This is a genomic window from Leuconostoc sp. XM4 (assembly GCF_055698815.1).
Window position 1 is genome coordinate 1205348 of record NZ_CP134507.1, and the last position, 20295, is coordinate 1225642.

Below are 20295 nucleotides of genomic sequence, written 5' to 3' on the forward strand. Positions count from 1 at the left end.
GTTCTCCTTAAATCATTTAATTGTGGCAAACGCCTTCATCATACTAACGGGTTCACCGCCGATTTCAACATTAACCGTTGTTGCTGTTTGGCTAATTACCTTGTACTTCCCATTCAAAGTGAAGTACTCCATACGTCCGTTGTTCCCTTGGATATATTGATTACTCAACTTATTACCATATTTATCAGTCAATGTCATGGCTGAAATAGGAATATAGTTGTTGTAATCAATAGGCTTGATACTCATATCAAAGTTCACACCATACATCTTGTTGTTATAACCTACCCAGTAATCAGCGACATATACACCACTAAATGTAGCGTATTGAGTCTTAGCTGGTGTACTTGGTGTGTTCGTTGATTGACTAGGCTTAGATGCAACTTGCTCAGCTGGTTTGTTGTTATCCAATGAACCAACCACCATGACATTCCCATCAACACCATAATGATTGTCTGCGTACTGCCAAATCTTCACATTGGAATAGTTAGGGAAATATTGCATAGGTGGTGTTGCTTGATGTGCTGTAGTTAAGTACCAAGCTAACCACAAGGCGTTAGGATAACGAGCGTTGATACGGCTTAAATCAACGTATGAGTTGACATAGCTAGTGTAGCTATAAAACATAGGCTTATACCCTGAGGCATAAATCTGATCCATGAACGCAAGAATAGCCGTTGTGTTGTTGGCCTTATTTGCACCAGCACCAGCTTCATAATCCATCGCAATATATGAACCTTTAGCCAGTCCTGCATTTTGTGCATCCTGAACGGCTAATTGAGCTGAATAAGTAGCTTCACTGACTGAGTCACCTACTTGCGCCCAGAAGTAACCGCCTGTTTGCATACCAACTGCATCAACGTTGTGGATTTGTGCGTAGGCTTTCGGGTTACTATAATGAGCACCCTCACCGCCTCCTCGTCCACCTAGCTTAACCATTGTAAAGTTATCGCCAACTTGCTTAAACGAATTGAAATAACTTGTTGTATCTCCTTGATAACTGGCAACATCAATACCATTAGTATTGGCTGACACGCCTGTGATCATTGCACCAAAAAAGGCAACCGCTCCAATTGAAGCGACTACCCATCGTTTTAATTTATTCAATTTTCAAACCTCCCATTTATCGTGTTTCCACGTTTCCAATTTAGTAAGCCGTATCTCATGGTTGTCCGTGATGCTATTAGATATTTTTAGCTCATCTTTCAAGCTAGCTATATCTGTTCTCAATCCATTAATTGAGTTCACAATGGTATTCTTCAATACCCACCACAAACCACCCAGAAGAATAGACCCCACACTTAGCCAACTCAACAAATCATGTGGCATTTGCATTCATTCACTTTCTTTAATCAATACGGTACATAATTGGTATCTGTAATCAACTATACTCTATTGGTGTTATCCAGCATATGATTACAAATTGCTTAATGTCATTTAACGTGAAAAAATCGGAATGATATTCTTTTAGTAAATTAAACATTATCAGTTTCCTCTCTTATTTGGATTTGTGATAGCAATTTTTCAATGATAACCTTACCCGAATACTTTTGAACGATATCGCAAACCAGACATAAGAGAACATACCCAAGAAAGATACATTAGCGAGTATCATCGTGTTATAAATTCATTTGATGTATAAAGCTAGATAGGTTAACCACTCCCCTTATTCAAGATAAACTAAATTAATATAGGAAAACGGTTGCTTACGCCACCGTTGCTAAATTTTGGGACGTTATGAAATCATCGCTAAAAAACGCCCATATTGATAGATTGATAAAGAGGGATAATTGGTCTCGTGTCAAGATTAGGTCAACCAAAAGCAAAGCACATAATGATGTTTTATCTGCACAAGATTTTGTCAAGTAACAATCCAATCTTTATCAGCATATTGAAAATGACTCCGAGCTCGGTATTTTGATAGCCCTAGAAGCAGGTGCCAAGCTTGGAGAAATAGCCGCCCTAACTATGAATGATATAAAATTTAAAAATAGTACAATAGACAATTCCCCAGAAGACTAAATTACATCTTAAAAAAACTCAATATACCGAGAATAAGATTTCACGATTTACGCCATTCACATGCTAGCTTTTTATTATACAATGACGTATCAATCGATTACGTTTCAAAAAGGCTTGGCCATAAGAATACTCGCATCACCTTAGATGTTTATGCTCACATGTTGAAAGAAAAGGAACAGGAACAAGACCAGATAGCATTGACCTTTTTATCTTCAAGTCTCCAAATGTCCCCAGAAAGCAAAAACAACGCCTAAATTAGACGTTGTTTTTTGTTTATATGATACTCTGTAACTCTTGTCGCTCTAAAAGTGAGCTTTAATTTTATAAATTGGTTGACCCTTAGCCATAAACTTTTGTTCATACTCGGTCTCAACGTTACCCTGTACCTTGTCTTCATCGGCATGCAAGTCCAGCGTGTAATCTTCTGGTGCCCAGCGCATGCCATAGTCCATAAAACTAACCATTGAATACTCAAATAAATGACGATTATCTGTTTTGAATTCAACTTCGCCATGTTCTGGCAAAACTGCTTCATAAGATTTCAAGAATGACTTATACGTTAATCGACGGGATTCATGACGCTTTTTTGGCCAAGGATCAGAAAAGTTCAAGTAAACTTTGCTAACTTCGCCTTTTTCAAAATATGTCTCAACACCATTACCATTACCATAAATATAACGCAAGTTTGGCAATGTGCCGACCTGATCAAAGCTCTTACGTGCTGCAATGGCAATTGCCGTCTCTTGAATTTCCATGCCAATATAATTAATTTCCGGATGTGCCAAGGCCATGCCAAGAATAAACTGACCCTTACCAGCACCAATCTCCAAATGTATTGGTTGTTCTTGGTCAAATAATGATTGCCACTGTCCAATTTGTGCTGTTGCACGATCTTGATCAATCACTATATCTGAATGCTCAGCCAGCCAATCGCTAGCCCAAGGTTTTGAGCGTAAATGCATAAAATCTCTCCGTTACTTTTTCATTTTTTTAATCATGTATGGAATATAACTTTTTTGTAGCGCAATAGTAACTACAATCAACAATACAAATAATAACAGTATCCGTTGTAAAGAGCCACTTGTCACGGCTACCGTAACAATCAACAACGTGCAAACAATGTAGTTCACCAATCTATGCACCTGAATAAATGCGCTCTGTTTCTGAGAATTGGTGATTGGCATCAAACGCGTCCAAATTTTCTTTTGCGTATCTGAAAATAGTGGCAATAACTGAAAATTAACAAGATATACTGTCAATGCACCAACTACAGCAACAAGCCAATCGGGTGCAGTCTGCAACACACCTACGATAATCATCCCCACAATTATTAATCTAAGAACCAAAGGCAATATTTCCGTGTCTCGCGCTAAACGTGTCCAATATAATCGCAACATTGCTGGTTTATTCTTTATCAAACGTTGCAGACAAAAATCTAGGTAACGTCGTCTTTTAATTGATTTAGGTTGATTGGGGATTTCAGCAAAAAGTGCAAAAAAGTGCAATACTCTTTGCTTTTGTTGTTGTGCTTGTTGTGTTGCGATGGCCCAATTGATTGCGAATGAGTTTGCCTTATGATTGCTGATATGAAAATAGTAAGCCGTTACTACCATCAATACCAACCAAGCACTCATCAAAATATATACTTGCGTCTGGGTCAATATAAGGATAAATTCTAAGAAAATGCTAGGCAATAAAACACGGAAGAGAAGCCCCTCAGCTGTTGAATTTGCTTCAAATATCGTAATCGTTTGCACGCGTTGCTTCAAGAATAGCTTATCTCGTTCAAATAACAATAGAAGCAACTTATAACTAATTGCAAAAATCAGCAACGAACTAATTCGTAATAAACCACTGACATAAATTCGCAATAGAATTGGTATGATAGCACTGACAAAAACAGCTTGCCATACGCTAGCATATAAAATACTCAAATTTACAGAACGCGTCAAATATTTCTTGATAATTTCCGAGTCGTTTCCTAATAAGTAAAGCCTATCTGCTGGCTTGAAGTACGTAATTAAATCACCTATCTGTAGCCCTATCAGTAACCACGTAATGATGATTACTTGCCACCAATTAGAGCGCCAAAACATCATCGACTGCGGCGTACTGAGCAGTTCGCGATAAGCAAGCACAATACCACCCAAAGCAATAATCAAAAAAATCACAAAATGATCATTAAATAATAATCGCAGATATTTAGCACTTGTCCGCTGTTCGTCTCGAAAGCGCCGCCAAAATAAATCGCTAGCCTTCATTAGCTAACTCCTTTTGCATTAAATCAAACAAATCATCAAGATGATCAACTGTTAACTGATTTTCTTCTGCTAAAGCGGAAGGTGTGCCCACGAAACGTACTTTACCATCATGTAGAACAACGAACCTGTCCACAAATGTTGCCGCTGAAGCTAATAAATGAGTTGTCATCAAAATACTATTTCCAAGTTTTGCTTGTTCTTTCATCAAAGATACAACATCCCTTTGCGCTAATGTATCTAAGCCCAAAAAAGGCTCATCAACAATTAGCAATGGGGCGTTCAACATAAATGCAGATACAAGCATTACTTTTTGTCTCATCCCCTTAGAAAAATGGATTGGTAGCCAGTTTAACTTATCCTCTAATCTAAACATGGTTAATAATGACACAACACGTTCCCAAGTATTCTCATTGTCTTTTTCATGCGCCGCTAGCATCAAATGTAAATGTTCAGCCAACGTCAATTCGTCATACAATATTGGTTGTTCGGGAATATATGCAAGTTGTGATTTAAAAGCTGTCGGCTCTGATACTATATTAGTATCATTAAGAACTATTGATCCCATCTGAGGCTGTAGTTCTCCAATAATATGATTAACTGTCGTTGATTTTCCAGCACCATTTAGACCAATTAAGGCAACGATTTCACCATTAGGCACGTCAAAAGAAACGTTTTTCAATATATTATTGCCTGCGTACCCGCCAGATATATTGTTAATTTTTAATCCCATACATTTATTATAGCAAGCATTACATGATATTTGTATGAAATCTATAAATATAGATAATGACCGTCTCTTTTCAATTTGTTTACTAAAAATAACACTTCATTTTTGTTATATAACCTTATTTGTTATAATGAAAGATAATAAATAGAAACGGAGATTATTACATTGGATATTTTTGACAAAATTATTACAGGTGAAATACCAAGTTATAAAGTTTATGAAGATGAAGACGTTCTCGCCTTTTTGGATATCTCACAAGTAACCCCTGGACATACACTCGTTGTACCAAAGAAAAACGTTGATAATATTTTTGACTACGATGACGATACCGCCAAAAAAGTTTTGTTGAAGTTGCCTGTCATTGCGCGCGCCATAAAAGCCAGTGACGACAAGATTACAGGTCTAAATGTCCAATCAAACAATGGTCCTTCTGCTGGTCAAACCGTTATCCATTCTCACTGGCACCTAATTCCTCGTTATGATGATGATAATCTAAATAGCGTGTTAGCACCAACTATTGATAACAGTGCTCATTTTTCAGCAGAACAGTACCAAGCCATTGCTGATAGTATTGCTTCGCAATTTTAAAACATCCGACGTAACGATGTTTGGGAGAAATAATATGAAATTATTTGATCAATTCAAAAATCTCATCACGAATATAAAAGAAATAACAGCTTTGCTCAAACAACTCCAGTTACAACAGCATGAATTAACAGAACAATTAAAAGAGATACAGAGTGTTTCTGAGGATATTCAGTCAGACATCGAAAAAATGAATTTCAAAAATCAACCACATATTTCACGTATTAATGAAGCTACTGAGCATTTAAATACTGAATTATCTAAGTTTAAAGCGCATTAGATTCATTTATGGTAAAATACTTAGTATTGCATCTAGAAAAGGAAAGTATTATCACATGCGAAAATTTATTTGGGGGCTTCTCGTCGTTGTTTTTGTCGGCGGACTGGTCTTTCTTGGTTTTAACTCGTCAAAAACATTAATGACTTCAAAAGTTGGTAAAATTACTGAAAAGCAATTTTACGAAGATATCAAAACATCATCAGCTGGTCAGCAAGAATTTGCTAATATGGTTATTAATAAGGTCCTAGGGGCCGAATATGGCGACCAAGTTTCTGACACAGATGTACAAAACGCCTACGACGCACAAAAGGCGCAGTACGGTTCATCGTTCAAGACTGTTTTGGCATCAAACAACACAACTGATGCCCAATTTAAAAAGAATATCAAAAATAATCTGATCATCAACGCTGCCATCAAGGCTAACTATAAGGTAACCGATAAGCAACTGAAAACTGCTTATACAAACTACCACTCAGACACGACGATTTCGATGATTACAGCCAAGAATGAAGCTAAGGCTAAAGAAGCAATTGCTGCATTGAAGAACGGTGATAACTGGAATACAGTGTACAAAAAGTATTCTACAGATAGTACTTATAAATCATCAAATGGTAAAATGCCAGCGTTTAATTCAACAAATACAAGCATCGACTCAGCCGTGCAAACTGCAGCATTCAAGCTCGATAAAGTTGGCGACTACTCAACGGAACCTGTAACTGGTACAAGTGGCAGTTACTATGTCATTAAATTGAATAAGAAAACAACAAAACCTTCAATGAGCAGTTTGCGTAGTACCTTATCAACTCAGATAGTGACTGACTTCATTAATGATTCAAGCAACACCAGTGAAATACAAGCCATTGTCGGAAAGATTTTGCGTAAAAACAATGTTAGTGTTAAAGACAGCGACTTGAAAACTGCTTTGAATACCTATCTAACGGCTGGTATTTCTTCTTCAAGTTCTTCAAGTTCTTCAAGTTCTTCAAGTTCTTCAAGTTCTTCAAGTTCTTCAAGTTCTTCAAGTTCTTCATCAAAATAACTGCTGAATCATTTATTGTCAATGATTGTGCAAAGAAAAACGATCTAATTGCTTAGATCGTTTTTTATACCAATTTTTTTATGTAGGAGCCGTTGAATTGTCCAGTTCTCCTTTCTTCAATAATACGTAACTGATCATTAAGGCACCACTAGCAATGTAAAATAGATTATTCAACGGCATAAATTGACTCAGGTATGCACCAAGAATAGATCCAGCTAAACTACCAAGTGATTGTGCCGATAAACTCATACTAAAAACCGAACTCAATTGATTACTAACTTTTGACAATAATACTTGTATCATTGGCGTCATACCAGCGTTAACAATTCCAATTAAAAATCTTAGTCCTGCAAAAAACATTAAACTGGTGGTCATACCAAGCAAAGCATAAATTATTATTGCTGCAAGTTCACACAATTTAAGTATTTTTAAAGTACCAAAATGGCTACTCATTTTACCAACAAAGGTTGCAAATACAGCTGTTGCGACACCTGGCAAAGCAGAAACAATACCCGTCATGATAGTCAAATAATGCTCTGAAAATAACAAATCTTTAATCATCAAACTAACATAAGGAATTATGGCACTCTCTACAAACTGAATTAGCATGGTAGCACTGAGCAATATTAAGATTGGCACAGTCCAAACGCTTTCCTTTTTAGATGAGGCTAACTTTTCGGTCGGACTTGTATTGATTTTCTGAAAGTTTTCCTGAATACCATAAAAACTGATGAAAGCTACGCATAACAAAATTATACCCGTAATAAAAAAGGTCATTCTAATGCTAAATATTGTAGCGAGTACGCCGCCAATTAGCGGGCCCATTAACCCGCCAATAATATATCCGGTGGATAATTTACTAATCACTACGGATCGCTCCTCAAGTGGCGTTTCAGCAGCAATTAAGGCAATTACACTGGGTGTATAACCATCAAAAAGCCCTTGACAAAGACGGAGAATAATAATCTGCCAAATATTCGTCACACAACTCAATAAGATGATTACAATCCCCATCCCCGCGGCTGTGCGAAGTAGCATTGGTTTTCGCCCGTGTTGGTCTGCAATTTTACCCCAAATTGGTGAGACTAATATCACTACTAAATACGAAGCCGCATATGAAATACCGGCATAAAAACTAACTTGTGCCTGATTAAAATGACTAATTTGCATGATATAAAGAGCCAAAAAAGGCATGGCTTCACTAAATGCCATGCCCGCCATAAATGTTCCTATCCATGCTATCTTGAAATTTCTAATTCTTTGTTCACTTTTGATTTGCCCCACACTTCCACCTCTTAGCTGAGGCTTTTTTGATTGTTTAATTTAGCCACGGCAGCTTGAAACCTGTCCAAAGCTTCTTTTAGAATTGATAAATCCATTGCATAGGAAATTCGAATAAATCCTTCACCAAATTCAGTAAAAGCGGAGCCATGAACAACAGCCAAATCCACTGTCTCTATTAGAAACTTCACGAAGTCTAATGAAGTCATGCCAAACTTTTCAATATTTGCAAAGACATAAAATGTTCCCTCTGGTTTAATATAGCTAATACCAATTTCATCCAATCGTTTCAGAACATAGTCTCGCCTTTCTCTAAATATGGGCACGATCTCAGACGGGTTATCGCGATCCACTGTTAAAGCTGTCATTGCAGCTTCTTGAGAGATACTTGAGGCACAGCCAACATCGGTTTGATGGATTTTATATAATTCATGAATTAAACATTCTGGCCCTAATAAATAACCAATGCGCCAACCCGTCATACTGTGCGATTTAGATAAACCGTTTAATACTAAGGTTCTTTCCTTCATATCGGGCACACTTGCAATAGATGGTGCGAAATCTTGATCGTAAACTAAACGATTATACACATCATCTGTCAACACATATAAATCATGTCTCTTGATGACATTAGCTAATTCTACTAACTCTTGAGAAGATAAAACAACGCCACTCGGATTATTCGGATAATTGAGTATAACTAATTTACTTTTCTCACTAATGACCTCCTCTAATTGATTTGGTAATAGCCTAAAATTACTCGATCGTGTATCAACAACTACTGGAACACCCCCTGCTAAAGTAACGGCTTGCGTATAAGCAGTATAACCAGGTGAAACAAGGATGACTTCATCACCAGGATTCACTAGTGCTCGGATTGCTAGGTCAATGCCTTCACTTGCACCAACTGTCACTAGTACCTCTGTAACAGGATTATAAGGTTCACTGTAAAATTCTTGCGCGTACTCAGTGATGATTCTTCTAAGTGCTAATATACCCATATTATCAGTATATTTTGTGTGATCTTGCTCAATCGCTTTAATGCCAGCTTGCTTGGTAGCAAATGGTGTTGGTAAATCAATTTCACCAACTGTCAGTTGAATGACCTCGTTTACCGGCTTTTTTATAAAATTAGAAACCAAACGAATACCTGACAGTCCTGTGTTATGAACATTTTTATTAATATTTTTTGTCATTAATGGCGTACCTTTCATCACCTAATTGTGCTAGTTTAATCTGTATATCGGCTTTTGGTTGTTAAAAAAATCAAGAACGCTTGCCACTACTTTTTCAGCAGTCAAGTATTCGGATTCTACTGTATTTGCACCAATATGTGGTGTAATCACAATTTGATCATGATTCAATAAAGGACTAGCTGTTTTTATGGTCTCATAACTTGTTGTGTCTAGACCTGCACCTGCTATTTTTCCAGTATTTATTGCCTCAACCAATGCCTCTTCATCTACTAAAGCAGCTCGTGCTGTATTAATTAGAATAGCGTTCGTTTTCATCTTTGAAAATGCTTCATGATTTAAAATACCACTTGTTTCTGGTGTAGCAGGAATATGTAACGATATGATATCTGATTGTGCTAGTAGTGTGTCATACGATACAAATTGACCATAAATCGTTTCTCGCTTTGTTCGACTATAAACCAATACATGCGCCCCAAAACCATGCAATATTTTTTCTAAATTTTGCGCAATTTGACCATACCCGATGAGTCCTATTATTTTCCCAGATAAATTATGACCCATTAAACTTGCTGGATATGTTAATACCTCACCTTTTTGCACGCTATTGGTTGCTTGGTTGACCTTACGCAAAACTGTTAATATCAAAGTAACAGCCAATTCCGCAACAGCAATAGCATTTGCACCGGGTGTATTTGTCACCCACACACCGTGTTTGGTAGCTGATTCCACCGGAATGTTATCATATCCTACACCACGACGGGCGATTAATTTTAGATTTGGCAAGGCATCAAACCAATTCTTGTCAAATGCCATATCAGTCATAATAATGACCGCTGCATCAGAAGCTAAGGACAATAATTTTTTTTCATCATAATTCGGGCTATGCGATACATCATATCCTGCACTGGTAAATTTTTGAATAGCAACTTCGTGTAAATCACCTACAATGTGTATGCGTTTTTCTGACATATATAGTTCCTCAATTTTTCATAATACTTTTCCCAAAAATTCCTTTGTTCTGACATGCTGTGGTGCGCCAAATATCGCATTTGGAGATCCTTCTTCAACGACCACACCATCGGCCATAAAAATAACCTTATTAGCTATTTCTCTGGCAAAGCCCATTTCATGGGTCACTACGATCATGGTCATGCCCTGCTTAGCTAAATCCTTCATTACTTCAAGAACATCATCAACCATTTCTGGATCTAAGGCCGAAGTTGGCTCGTCAAACAATAAGTATTTAGGATGCATCGCAAGCGATCTCGCTATTCCTACACGTTGCTGCTGCCCACCAGACAAAGATTTAGGATAGGCATTCACTTTGTCAGATAAGCCGACTAATGCCAACAGTTTTTTTGCCTCTTCATTGGCCTCATCAACACTCAAGCGCTTCACGCGCTTAGGCGCTAATGTTATGTTTTCTAACACGGTTAAATTTGGGAACAAATTAAAATGTTGAAAAACCATTCCCATCTTGGCTTGAATACTAGAAATATCGTTATTCTCATCTGTTATATCTTCACCATCAACATGGATATACCCGCTTGTTGCAACATCTAAGTGATTGATGAGTCGCAGCAATGTTGATTTACCAGACCCTGATGGTCCAATGATAACAACGACTTCATTTTCTGGCACTTCTAAGTTAATATCTTTTAAAACATCATTGGTACCAAATTGTTTTGAAATGTGTTCTACTTTAATCATTTTGCGCCATTTTCCTTTCCCATAGTTTCATTAGTCGACTTGCTGACAAGGTCAAAATCAAATACAGTACGGCAACTGTGAGATATGGCGTCCAAACAACATAGTATTGTGCATTCATAGCTTGAGCCCAATACGTAATTTCTGGTGCGGATATTGCTGATACCAAAGATGAATCTTTGATTAAACTAATAAATTCGTTTCCTAATGCCGGTATCACTATCTTTATGGCTTGCGGCACTATGATAAAACGCATCGTATCAAATTGAGACAAACCCAATGTTCTAGCCGCCTCACGTTGCCCTTCAGAAATGGATTGAATACCTGAACGAAATGTTTCAGCAATGTAGGCCGCTGCATTCAGGGACAAGGACAGGGCACCGGCTATATATGGATTGGAATGTCCAAAAATTGCCGGTACGACACCAAAGTTGGTAATCAAAATTTGTACAAACAATGGTGTGCCACGAAACAAACCAATATAGGTTTTAAATATTCCAGAAATAACGGGGTTTTTCGACATACGGCCAAGTGCAATAATCAGTCCAAATATCGTTCCAAAAACTACCCCACAAAGGGAAAACAGCAAAGTGTATAGTAAACCATGCATGAAAAATGGGGCGTAATCTAAAATCATTTCATAACTAAAACTCATTGATCATCTCCTCATTGCTGTGACTTTATGACATCAAGTGATGGCTTACTACCAAACCACTTTTCATAAATTTTTGTATATTCGCCATTGTCAATTATTTTTTTCAAAGCAGCGTTATATGTTGAACGGTATTTTGAATTTTTAGTAAACATCAAACCAAAATATTCTGGTTCAAAGTTTTTATCGTCATAAATAACTTTTAATTTGTATGAGGGATTACTTGCCACATACTTTTTAACAGTGGTTTCGTCACCAATTGCAGCGTCTGCTTGCCCATGAACAACCTGTAAAAATGTTGTGCCGCCTTTGTCTTTGCTAATATTTGAACTATTCTTGCCAAGGATTGATTCAGCAGCTTCCTCTCCGGTTGAACCTAGCTGAACAGCAACTTTTTTATTCTTCAGATCAGTTGCATTTTTAATTACTGTGTCAGTTTTCTTAACAATGATTGCCTGTCGAGAAACAAAGTAAGGTTTTGAAAACGAATATGTTTTTTGACGATCTTTTGTAATTGTAATACCAGAAATAGCTGCATCAGCTGAACCAGAATTTAATTGTGTAAACATCGAGTCCCAACCAGTATTCTTAATCGTATACTGATAGCCCGCTTCTTTAGACAAAGATTTCAAGATATCTAAATCAAACCCAACAACCTTACCATTTTTTATGTATTCAAACGGGTTCCAGTTAGCATACGTTAATACTGATATTTTCTTTTCTGATTTACTTTTGGTGGTTGCTGAATGTCCCACCAATTTTGTTGTGCCTATGACAATCCCTACAATAACGACACCTAAGACAATATACACAATATTATTGTGTGACTTTTTTTGACGTGGAGCTACCATGTTTATTCACCTTCCTCTAACTCTATCTGAGATAATGCATACTCAAAGTCATGAATTAAGTCTGCTTCATCCTCAATACCGACACTAACACGCAGTAGTTGGTCAGTAATACCAATCTTTGCTTTCTCTTCTTCTGGCGTATCATAATGAGATGAAGAGACTGGATGTGATATTGTTGTTCGTATGCCTCCAAGGGTCATGGCATACTTCGTCAAGTTTAGCTCCTGTAAAAACTTATTAATTGTTTGACGATCGCCTTTTAATTCAAAACTCAACATGCCCCCATATTGGTTAGAAAATTGCGCTTCCGCTAAGTCATGTTGTGGATGGCTCTTTAAACCAGCGTAATAAACCTTGCTAATTAGCTGATGGTTTTCCAAAAATGTTGCTAATGACAAAGCATTACTTGATTGTTTTTTAACACGTAAGTCTAAGGTTCTGATACCACGTGTTGCTAACCATGAATCAAAAGGATCCCCTGTCGTACCCAGCAGCACCTGAAGGTTATAAATTTTTTCTATTATCTCAGCCTTAGCGCTAATTGATCCTAATGTTACATCACCATGGCCATTTGCAAATTTAGTTAAACTATTAATCACAACATCTGCACCATCAGTTAGTGCGTGAAATAAAACTGGCGTCATAAAGGTGTTGTCAACAATAAGATAACTTTGGTGGCTATGCGCTAAATCTGCAATTGCCTTAATATTTGCAACTGTCATCATGGGATTGCTAACTGTTTCTGTATAAAGAATTCGAGTGTTCGCATTTATAACCGAAGCAACCTCATCTAGGTTTGTAATGTCAACAAAGTCAACTAAAATTCCGTATTTACTTAGTGTCTTAAGCAAATCAATTGATTCACCATACAGCGTTTTATCAGCCACAACGTGATCACCTGATGTCAAAAGTGCTAAGAGTGTTGTTGATATAGCAGACATACCTGTGTTCGTGATGACACTTTTTTCTGATTGCTCCAAGTAGGTCATAAGTTCTGCAATCCCATCACGATTCGCATTATGGGACCTCGTATACGCATAACCTTTTCGATCATAAGTATTTTGCAGATCATCTAAATCTGCCACATTATGAGCTGTTGACAAATATAAAGGCATCACTTCTGGATCACTGACACGATTGGGGTCAATTTTATTCCCTTTGTACAATATGTTTGTGTTTTGTTCATTTTTGTATGTCATTACGACAATACCTCCCTTAAAATAAAAATAAAAATGCACTGATTTGTATCAAAGTTCGTATTTACGGATCCGCTATTTGATATTGCAGTCTACTCTACATACTTATCTATTTTATTTCATTAGTTAAATTGCCTTTTTAAAAATATAATTTGTACAAATTGCACAAATAACATCTCTTTTCAGGAACAAAAAACAGCATACCTAAGTTAGGTATACTGTTTTTAGAAAACTATTTACTCGCAATGTTTAAATAATCTTATCTTGGTTCCACTGAATAAATGCTATAATCGATTAACAACTTTTTTTGAAAGTGTGGTGCGTATGGAAATTAAGCAATTAGAATATTTTGTTACTGCCCATAACTGTGGCAGTTTGAGCAAAGCTGCCGCTAAACTGTTTACAACCCAACCCAATGTCAGCAGGGTCATCAAACTTTTTGAACAAGAGTTAGGCTCTCCTCTATTTGAACGAACTAGCAAAGGATTGAAACTAACAGCGTATGGCAAATCAATTTATAGTTATGCTGAAAATATTTTGAAAAACGTAAATTTGATTACTGATACAAATTCTATATCAAGTAATAATAATTTTTCCGTAGCAACCTATCCCAGTAATATCATGTCATGGCTGTTAGTTGAACTATACCAGAAAAACCCAGATATGATTCTTTCTCACCAACAAGGTACCGTTGAAGAAATAACGACTCAAGTTTCCCAAGGATTCTCTGAGCTAGGCATTCTATACGTTTCTCAAAACCAGTTAAAGGCTTTTCGACATATTATTTCTCACAAGAAACTAAAATTTATTGAGATTGAAAAAAGAGAGGCGTGTATTTATGTCGGACATAACAACCCTCTTTACAATAAAACATCAATCTCGTTTGAAGAACTACTAAAATTAAAATTTGTCCGCGGATTAAATGATTTTTTTTCTATGGAACACCAATTGGAACAAGTTAATGTTGGTGGCTTCGCTACAGATACGCTACAACCAACTGTTTACACCAATAGCGAGCATCTTTTAACAAATATCATTTTAGAAACAGATGTCGTTGAGCTAGGTATTAATATGGTTTCTCCTGGCCATAAACAATATGATATCAAAAATTTAAAAATTGAAGGAGAAGATGCCTACTTAACATTTGGCTATGTGATCCAACAGGATCACAATCTCAGTCATAATGCGCAAGAACTACTAAAAAGTCTCGAAAAATTACTAAAGCCATAACAAAATGTTATGGCTTTTTACCTATAAACTCGTAATTGTTCTAAATAATTATATCAGGTATAGTGATTGTATATTAATCATTCGAAAAAGGCCACTTTTGAATGAAGCAATCATTATACTTTAAAACTTCAAATCAGCGATAACCCACACTCATGCGAAAATTCATCTGCCAGTAAATAAATATTATAATACAAATACTCTTTAAATCTAATTTGTCTACCCTTATTTAATTGTGACATGGATTGACTATATTATATGGAAGAAAAAAATATTTTTTGTTCAATGTCCTAATGTCCAACCACCGTCAATTGGTACTACTGTGCCATTAATATAGTCAGCTTGTGGGCTTGTCAAAAACATTGTTAAATCAGCGACTTCCTGTGGTGCAGCCCAGCGCTTTGCGGGGGTTTGATTGGCAACTTGTTGGGCCATACTAGCATCGCCAGCAAAATCTTTGGCATTCATTGGTGTTTTAATTGCTCCCGGCGCGATAGCATTAATATGTAATCCCTTTGAAGCATAATCAAAAGCCAACTGTTTGGTATATCCAATAATTGCATGTTTACTGGTTGTATATGCCGCCCCGCCCCCACCAGCAGTAAAGCCAGCTATAGACGCCATGTTAATAATATGTCCATATCCAGAGGCAATCATCTTGGGTAATACAGCATTCGATAAAATAAACATCGGTGTTAAGTTTGTATCCATCACCCGTTGCCAAGTCTCCAAGTCAATGGTTAAAGATGGCTGATAATCATCTAAGATTCCTGCTGTATTCAATAGAATGTCAATTGAAACATCACTAGTTATGTGTTCCACCAACATTTCTAGTTTTTTGTGTTGTCTAATGTCAATTTGATACGTATGCAAATGTTTGTGTGTGTACGTAATTTTTTCTTTGTCTAAAGCATACACTGTTGCGCCTTGAGACAAATAAGTTTTCAATTGCGAAAAACCGATGCCTGAAGCAGCACCGGTTAATAAAACATTTTTATTTGTATAATTTTGTTCAATCATTTGTCTAATTTAATAATCTTACTAAGTGCAAAAATCAAAATACCACCAACAATCAATGACACAATTTCTCCTGGCAAAACACTAATATAGTACGCCAACCATTGTGAAAAAAGACCGCCTGATGCGCCTGAAGGAAATGAACCACTGGCACCAATATTAAAGGCAAATGTAAACTCTGCTGCTAAAATACCCATTCCTAATGTAGAAACTACAAAAGAGCTAATTAAAATTTTTACCAGCGTGCTTGTTACTTTGCGAGTCAACAGATAAGTTACAGTGGTCATAATCAAGGTACCTGCGGTACCAAATATCCAATCAACCCAACCTAATGGCGAAATGAGATTGGCGATAAAAACGCCTAGCCCCAATGCCAAAATATATCGTTTATTCCATGCGGATAAGTGATTTAAGCCCTCAGATAAACGTAACTGAACTGGTCCAAATCCGATTGGTGCTATAACTAACGTAATTGCTGCATACAACGCAGCAACAATCGCTGTTAATGTGATATTTCTAGTGCGATTGCTTTGTCGCGCACTTACTGTTTTTTGCATAAATAGTATCTCCTAGTTTTTTTAAGCGGGATGGTTGATGAACCGCTATTATTAAGTCTCAGAACACAATCAATTAATTCGTACTCTCATCCATGAAATCCTTCAATTGTTTTGAACGACTTGGATGACGTAACTTTCGTAACGCTTTCGCTTCAATTTGACGAATACGTTCACGTGTTACACCAAATACACGGCCAACTTCTTCCAATGTACGTGTACGTCCGTCTTCTAATCCGAAGCGCAAACGCAAGACATTTTCTTCTCGATCAGTCAATGTATCCAAAACAGATTCCAATTGTTCCCTGAGCATTTCATATGCTGCAGAATCAGCTGGAGAAACTGCCTCATTATCTTCGATGAAATCACCCAAATGAGAATCATCTTCTTCACCAATAGGTGTTTCAAGAGATACTGGTTCTTGAGCAATTTTTAAGATTTCACGTACTTTGTCGGCCGTCAAATCCATTTCAGCACCGATTTCTTCTGGAAGAGGTTCACGTCCCAAATCTTGTAACAATTGACGCTGTATACGAATCAGCTTATTAATCGTTTCAACCATGTGGACTGGAATACGAATCGTACGCGCTTGATCGGCGATAGCACGTGTAATAGCCTGACGAATCCACCATGTAGCATACGTTGAGAACTTAAATCCTTTGGTATAATCGAACTTATCTACGGCTTTCATTAAGCCCATATTTCCTTCTTGGATTAAATCCAAGAATTGCATACCACGACCAACGTAACGCTTGGCAATCGAGACAACCAACCGCAAGTTGGCTTCTGCTAACTCTTGCTTGGCTTCGACGTCCCCATTTTCAATACGCTTAGCGATATCAATTTCTTCATTTCCCTTCAACAAATTGACACGGCCAATTTCTTTGAGGTACATACGCACTGGATCGTTAATTTTAATACCAGCTGGGGTTTCCTCGGCTTCTGCTAACTCTTGATCAGTGGGTTTGTTCTGCTTGGCCTTTAACACTTCTGGCGCTGGATCGCCATTGTCATCAACAATTGCTATACCGGCATCTTCAACTTTTTCCATCAGACGTTCGATGTTTTCTTCATCTAAGTTAAAGGGCTCAGCTAAACGCTTTGAAAGTGCTGCATATGTTATTTGTTTTGCTGCTTTATACTCAGCAATTAACGCTTTGGTTGCCTTGTCGTACTCAGGATTTTTTAGTGGACCAGACTTTTTGGCTGATTTTGGCTTTGAAGCTTTTCCAGCTGCTGCCGCTTGTTCAGGAGTCTTTCCTTGTGCCAAAGCTAATAGTTCAGCCTTCTTTGCTCGACTATTATAAGCAATTTTTTGCTCATCAAGATAATCTTTAATATCTGAAATTTTACTTGAACTTGAAATAATTGTCATTTTTACTCCTATATTTTACAATGAGGCTATTTAATTAACATCGATTCGACTAATGTTGTCGTTTTTTTATGTTAATTAATTCGGTTGAAAGTTGAACTAGTTTGGCATCATCATGCTGTTGCTTAGCAATTTCAATTAGTTGTTTTAATTCCTGAACACGATTTGACACAGGTGCTTCTTCCATAATTATACGCAAATAATCTTGAACCGCATCATTTTCGACCTTTATATCGCCAAAACTGTGATCAATGGCCATAATTTTTTGATTCAAATTTGGCTTTTGTATAAAATCCATAAATTGAGCAATATCAAATGTCCCCAAATGATCTCGTTGATAAATTTCAGTCAGCATCATTAGCAATTGATACTCAGGATGAACAAAAGCAAATCCCGCTGTCGATTTAACACGTTCCAGCGTATACGGATCTTTAATCATTGCCATGATTAAGGCACGCTCTGCCAACTCAACCTTTGAAATTTTTTGATATCGATTAGGCTCAACTGGAAAACCAAATTCATATTCAGGGACCTTTGGGCTAAAGTCACTCGCAACATGAGATGATTGCGAAACTGATTGATGACTATTTTGCACTTTTACTGACTGCTTAGTTTGTTGTAGTTGTGCTTGTAATGCTTGCTTTGATGTACCAAACTCATTTGCAATCCGAGTCAGCTGAATATCTTGTTCAACTGGCGTAGCTGTATATAAGATTTGCATGACTTCATGCAAGAACGTTAGATACTGCGCTTGATTACTTAGATTCTTACCATTTCTGGCTGCATTGACCAAAAACTCAATTGGTGTTAAGATGCTTTGATTTAGTGACTTTTTTAAAACTTGTAATCCGCGCTGTATTCGAACTTCATCCGGATCAAGCAAGTCAGGCAGATGGACAACACCGACCTCTATATCTTTAGCATTATTTTTAAAGAGCTCAATTGAACGCCTTGCAGCATTTTGCCCCGCTTCATCACTATCATAAACAAGAAGTATTCTTTTCGCAATGCGTGAAAGCTGTCGGACATGATCAGGTGTTAGCGCGGTTCCCATGGTTGCAACGCCAACTTTTTCATCGGCCATGTGTGCTGAAATAACATCCATAAAGCCTTCAAAAATCATCGCCGTACCCGTTTGTCTAATGACGTTTTTCGCTCGATCTAGATTATATAGAATACGTCCTTTAGTAAAAAATGGGCTTTCTGGACTGTTCATATATTTGATTGAATTTTCAGCGTCTAGCGATCGGCCAGAAAAGCCAACAACTTGACCCCGTTCAGTTTTTATTGGCCAAACGATACGCCCTGAAAAACGATCACGCATGTCACCACTCACAGTATTCGTGATAAATAGCTCGGAAGCCATTAATATTTCATGAGATAAATTTTTCTCCTTCGCATAACTCAATAGAAGGTTATCGTCCGGAACAAAACCTATCCCAAATTCCTTAATAATCTCATCACTTAATTGCCTTTTATCATGAAGATAGGCTAGTGCCTGTTCACCAGAAACAGTGTTAAGCAATGTGTGTTGGTACAATCGTTGCGCATCAGTGTGTAGCTGATATATTGCTTGTGTTGTGCCATCAATTTGATTACCATTATTCGCAGAAATACTTGAGTCAATTGGAATATCAACGCTTTCCGCTAATGATAAGATTGCCTCAGGATAGCTGTATCCTTCCTTTTCCATAATAAAGGAGAAAACGGAACCAGAGCGACCACATGAAAAGCAATTAAATACTTGCTTGTTTTCTTCAACAAATAAGGAAGGATGCCTGTCATCATGAAAAGGGCATGAGCCCGTCCATTGTCGGCCTTTTTTTACCAATTGTGTATATTGGCCGATAACATCAACGATATTTACTTTTGATCGCACATTATCAATAAAAGCTTGCGGAATACGATTTGCCAATGGAACCACCTTTCAAACAATAAAAGTCGCAAACTATTTGGTTTGCGACTGAAATCATTCAACTGTTTTAATTATAATAGTTTAAACAAATCTTGTCAACCCCTAGTTTCGAAGTAGGAATACCTCTATACCAGTGTTTGAAGCTATTTTCATTTTAAGGGATATAGGTATTATGTTAACTAAAAAGGTTTCGGAACATGTCAACCCCAAATAGAAAATATATAGCCTTTTTAACGGTTATTTTTAATTTTGACGCCTGTTTATATCTGATACGGTGCGGTTTCTAGCGTTTATTACATTTTGGTTACATTTTTCAGTTTTTCCAAAAGTTTTGCCCCTTTTTTTAACGAAGTTTTGAATCACTTAAAAAATTCATTCTCACTCTCTAATTTAATGACACGAAAAACAGGCATCCA

At 37.0% G+C, this 20295-nt stretch carries 20 protein-coding genes, 1 pseudogene and 1 riboswitch; of the genes and pseudogenes, 5 read left to right on the forward strand and 16 right to left on the reverse strand.

The window, feature by feature from the left end; translation table 11 throughout:
• Positions 1–12: 12 nt before the first annotated feature.
• Both RHP64_RS06120 and RHP64_RS06125 read right to left on the reverse strand, forming a co-directional pair.
• Positions 13–1104 carry a GH25 family lysozyme gene (locus RHP64_RS06120; protein ID WP_160212044.1) on the reverse strand — a complete coding sequence of 364 codons (1092 nt, stop codon included), beginning with the start codon at positions 1102–1104 and terminating at the stop codon, positions 13–15.
• Between the two features lie 3 nt (positions 1105–1107).
• Positions 1108–1332, reverse strand: coding sequence for a hypothetical protein (locus RHP64_RS06125; RefSeq protein ID WP_011680273.1), 225 nt, complete (start codon positions 1330–1332; stop codon positions 1108–1110).
• A 677-nt stretch (positions 1333–2009) separates the two neighbouring features.
• Between RHP64_RS06125 and RHP64_RS06130 the strand changes: the two are divergent.
• Positions 2010–2273 (forward strand): annotated as a pseudogene (locus tag RHP64_RS06130) (site-specific integrase); the annotation flags it as partial.
• Between the two features lie 48 nt (positions 2274–2321).
• Here RHP64_RS06130 and trmB read toward each other — a convergent pair.
• From trmB to RHP64_RS06145, 3 genes are read right to left on the reverse strand one after another with little or no spacing between them, the layout of a single operon-like run.
• The gene (gene trmB / locus RHP64_RS06135; RefSeq protein ID WP_025268169.1) at positions 2322–2981 is read right to left on the reverse strand and encodes a tRNA (guanosine(46)-N7)-methyltransferase TrmB; all 660 of its coding nucleotides are present in this window, start codon (positions 2979–2981) and stop codon (positions 2322–2324) included.
• 12 nt (positions 2982–2993) lie between these two features.
• Positions 2994–4280, reverse strand: coding sequence for an ABC transporter permease (locus RHP64_RS06140; RefSeq protein ID WP_025268170.1), 1287 nt, complete (start codon positions 4278–4280; stop codon positions 2994–2996).
• Positions 4270–5010 carry an ABC transporter ATP-binding protein gene (locus RHP64_RS06145; RefSeq protein WP_025268171.1) on the reverse strand — a complete coding sequence of 247 codons (741 nt, stop codon included), beginning with the start codon at positions 5008–5010 and terminating at the stop codon, positions 4270–4272. The genes RHP64_RS06140 and RHP64_RS06145 overlap by 11 nt, the downstream gene beginning before the upstream one ends.
• A 162-nt stretch (positions 5011–5172) precedes the next feature.
• Between RHP64_RS06145 and RHP64_RS06150 the strand changes: the two genes are divergently transcribed.
• From RHP64_RS06150 to RHP64_RS06160, 3 genes are read left to right on the forward strand one after another with little or no spacing between them, the layout of a single operon-like run.
• Positions 5173–5595 carry an HIT family protein gene (locus RHP64_RS06150; RefSeq protein WP_014324831.1) on the forward strand — a complete coding sequence of 141 codons (423 nt, stop codon included), beginning with the start codon at positions 5173–5175 and terminating at the stop codon, positions 5593–5595.
• 34 nt (positions 5596–5629) lie between these two features.
• Positions 5630–5872 (forward strand): hypothetical protein, encoded by a 243-nt coding sequence (locus RHP64_RS06155; protein ID WP_014324832.1) that lies wholly within the window; start codon positions 5630–5632, stop codon positions 5870–5872.
• Between the two features lie 55 nt (positions 5873–5927).
• Positions 5928–6911 (forward strand): peptidyl-prolyl cis-trans isomerase, encoded by a 984-nt coding sequence (locus RHP64_RS06160; RefSeq protein WP_111303424.1) that lies wholly within the window; start codon positions 5928–5930, stop codon positions 6909–6911.
• A gap of 78 nt (positions 6912–6989) precedes the next feature.
• Here the strand turns inward: RHP64_RS06160 and RHP64_RS06165 are convergent, their stop codons facing one another.
• The 7 genes from RHP64_RS06165 to RHP64_RS06195 are packed head-to-tail and all read right to left on the reverse strand — an operon-like array spanning position 6990 to position 13797.
• Positions 6990–8195: an MFS transporter gene (locus tag RHP64_RS06165; RefSeq protein WP_025268173.1), complete on the reverse strand. Its 1206-nt coding sequence runs from the start codon at positions 8193–8195 to the stop codon at positions 6990–6992.
• 11 nt (positions 8196–8206) lie between these two features.
• A complete protein-coding gene (locus tag RHP64_RS06170; protein WP_025268174.1) occupies positions 8207–9388 on the reverse strand; it encodes a pyridoxal phosphate-dependent aminotransferase in 1182 nt (393 codons plus the stop codon).
• A gap of 30 nt (positions 9389–9418) precedes the next feature.
• Positions 9419–10357, reverse strand: a complete 939-nt coding sequence (locus tag RHP64_RS06175; protein ID WP_025268175.1) for a D-isomer specific 2-hydroxyacid dehydrogenase family protein — start codon at positions 10355–10357, stop codon at positions 9419–9421.
• Between the two features lie 18 nt (positions 10358–10375).
• Positions 10376–11098 (reverse strand): amino acid ABC transporter ATP-binding protein, encoded by a 723-nt coding sequence (locus tag RHP64_RS06180; protein ID WP_014324836.1) that lies wholly within the window; start codon positions 11096–11098, stop codon positions 10376–10378.
• Positions 11091–11750 (reverse strand): amino acid ABC transporter permease, encoded by a 660-nt coding sequence (locus tag RHP64_RS06185; protein ID WP_011679957.1) that lies wholly within the window; start codon positions 11748–11750, stop codon positions 11091–11093. Before RHP64_RS06185 ends, RHP64_RS06180 begins: the two co-directional genes overlap by 8 nt.
• Before the next feature lie 11 nt (positions 11751–11761).
• A complete protein-coding gene (locus tag RHP64_RS06190) occupies positions 11762–12598 on the reverse strand; it encodes a basic amino acid ABC transporter substrate-binding protein (RefSeq protein ID WP_011679958.1) in 837 nt (278 codons plus the stop codon).
• A 2-nt stretch (positions 12599–12600) separates the two neighbouring features.
• Complete coding sequence (locus RHP64_RS06195) at positions 12601–13797, reverse strand: trans-sulfuration enzyme family protein (RefSeq protein ID WP_025268176.1); 1197 nt, start codon at positions 13795–13797, stop codon at positions 12601–12603.
• 321 nt (positions 13798–14118) lie between these two features.
• On the opposite strand from RHP64_RS06195, the gene RHP64_RS06200 reads away from it, so the two are divergent.
• A complete protein-coding gene (locus RHP64_RS06200; protein WP_071952144.1) occupies positions 14119–15024 on the forward strand; it encodes a LysR family transcriptional regulator in 906 nt (301 codons plus the stop codon).
• A gap of 279 nt (positions 15025–15303) precedes the next feature.
• Here the strand turns inward: RHP64_RS06200 and RHP64_RS06205 are convergent, their stop codons facing one another.
• From RHP64_RS06205 to dnaG, 4 genes are all read right to left on the reverse strand, one after another.
• Positions 15304–16041, reverse strand: a complete 738-nt coding sequence (locus tag RHP64_RS06205; RefSeq protein WP_011679961.1) for a 3-oxoacyl-ACP reductase — start codon at positions 16039–16041, stop codon at positions 15304–15306.
• Positions 16038–16595 (reverse strand): QueT transporter family protein, encoded by a 558-nt coding sequence (locus RHP64_RS06210; RefSeq protein WP_011679962.1) that lies wholly within the window; start codon positions 16593–16595, stop codon positions 16038–16040. Before RHP64_RS06210 ends, RHP64_RS06205 begins: the two co-directional genes overlap by 4 nt.
• Positions 16596–16601: 6 nt before the next feature.
• Positions 16602–16647, reverse strand: a riboswitch (PreQ1 riboswitch).
• Positions 16648–16668: 21 nt separating this feature from the next.
• Positions 16669–17967 (reverse strand): RNA polymerase sigma factor RpoD, encoded by a 1299-nt coding sequence (gene rpoD, locus RHP64_RS06215; RefSeq protein ID WP_011679963.1) that lies wholly within the window; start codon positions 17965–17967, stop codon positions 16669–16671.
• Positions 17968–18016: 49 nt separating this feature from the next.
• Positions 18017–19879, reverse strand: coding sequence for a DNA primase (dnaG, locus tag RHP64_RS06220; RefSeq protein ID WP_025268178.1), 1863 nt, complete (start codon positions 19877–19879; stop codon positions 18017–18019).
• Positions 19880–20295: the final 416 nt, after the last annotated feature.